The following is a 1,432-nucleotide window of genomic DNA, read 5'->3' on the forward strand; positions in this document are numbered from 1 at the left end:
GGAAATGACCAGATCAACACGTCTTGGCCCGTTTCGGACTGTGGCTGAGAAAATGGAGATCCTGGCGGAGTACGAGGCCGCGCCAAACGGGTCGAAGGGCGAGGTGCTTCGCCGGCACAGACTTGGCTCTTCCACGATCGGCAAGTGGGCCTATGCTCGGGATCATGATGAATTCGGACCCGGCCCCAAGGGCAACAGGCCACGGACCGGGAAGTCCGCTGTGACGCCGAACCGGCAGAGTGCCGAGATTGCGCGTCTGCGCAGGGAACTCGCTAAGGCGCAGGCCGACCGCGAAGTCCTGAACGCCGCCCTGGAGTCGATGGGAAAAGCGCACGCGCTCTTGGAGAAACTTGCCGAGAGCGCGGAGCCGGCACCGCTGAAAGACACGTCCGAACCGACGCAGTCACCGGACTCGTCGGCGCCGGAATAGGCGTCGACCGCGCCTGCAGCCTGCTCGGTGTCGCCCGGGCCAGCTGGTACCGGCACCGGAATCCGCCACGGGCCCGCCGGAGACCGGTCCCGCACAAAGACCGGCACCAACCTGCCGCGCTGACGGAGAGCGAACGGGCGCTGATCCTGGACCGGATCAACCGCGAGGAAACCTCGGACCTGAACATCGCCCAAATCCGCGTGCAGGCGATGGACGAGGGACTGCACGTGGCCTCGGAAGCGACGTGGTACCGGCTCGCTCGGGCCGCGAAACTTGCCGGAGACCGGCGACGTACCGCAACGCATCCACCGAAATCAATTCCGGTTCTGTGCGCGTCGCGGCCGAACCAGGTCTGGTCCTGGGACATCACCGTGCTGCCCACGATTGACCGCGGACGGAACCTGCGCCTCTATGTCGTGCTCGATGTCTTCAGCCGCGCCGTCGTGGCCTGGCGCCTTGAACCCGACGAAAAGGCCTTCAAGGCCGTGGACATGCTCGAGAACGCCTTTGCCGTCCAGAACGCCAAACCCGAGGTGCTGCATGCCGACCGCGGGTCGATCATGACCGGGACCGAGGTCACTGCCCTGCTGGCTGCCCACAAAGTCATCCAGTCACATTCCAGGCCCCGCGTATCCAATGACAACCCGTTCTCCGAGGCGCAGTTCAAGACCATGAAATATGCACTCGACTATCCGGGCAGGTTCACCGACATGGACCATGCCAGGCGCTGGATCAGCGCATGGATGGGCTACTACAACGACTGCCACCTGCATTCCGGCATCGGCTACTACACCCCGTCCTCGGTCCACGACGGCACTTGGATCGACATCCGGGACCATCGTCAAGCGCTGCTCGATAAGCACTACGCCGAACACCCCGAACGCTACCGCCGGCCACCAAAAGCCACCACCGTCCAAACCCAGACCTGGATCAACAAACCCCACCCGCAAACCGGGCCGCTGACCGAGCTCGACGCCCCACAACAAGCTGCCTAAAAAATCT

Annotated in this window: 2 protein-coding genes; both read left to right on the forward strand. The window is 63.9% G+C overall.

The genetic code is table 11. From position 1 onward, the window contains the following. Nucleotides 1–40 precede the first annotated feature (40 nt). Entirely contained in the window at nucleotides 41–430 is a 390-nt protein-coding gene (locus tag E4J89_RS19270) for a hypothetical protein (protein WP_136787823.1), read from the forward strand. A gap of 20 nt (nucleotides 431–450) precedes the next feature. Continuing rightward, a complete protein-coding gene (locus E4J89_RS19275) occupies nucleotides 451–1,425 on the forward strand; it encodes an IS3 family transposase (protein WP_240692001.1) in 975 nt (324 codons plus the stop codon). Nucleotides 1,426–1,432: the final 7 nt, after the last annotated feature.

It is taken from the genome of Arthrobacter sp. CAU 1506 (assembly GCF_005047635.1).
Taxonomy (GTDB): Bacteria; Actinomycetota; Actinomycetes; order Actinomycetales; family Micrococcaceae; genus Crystallibacter.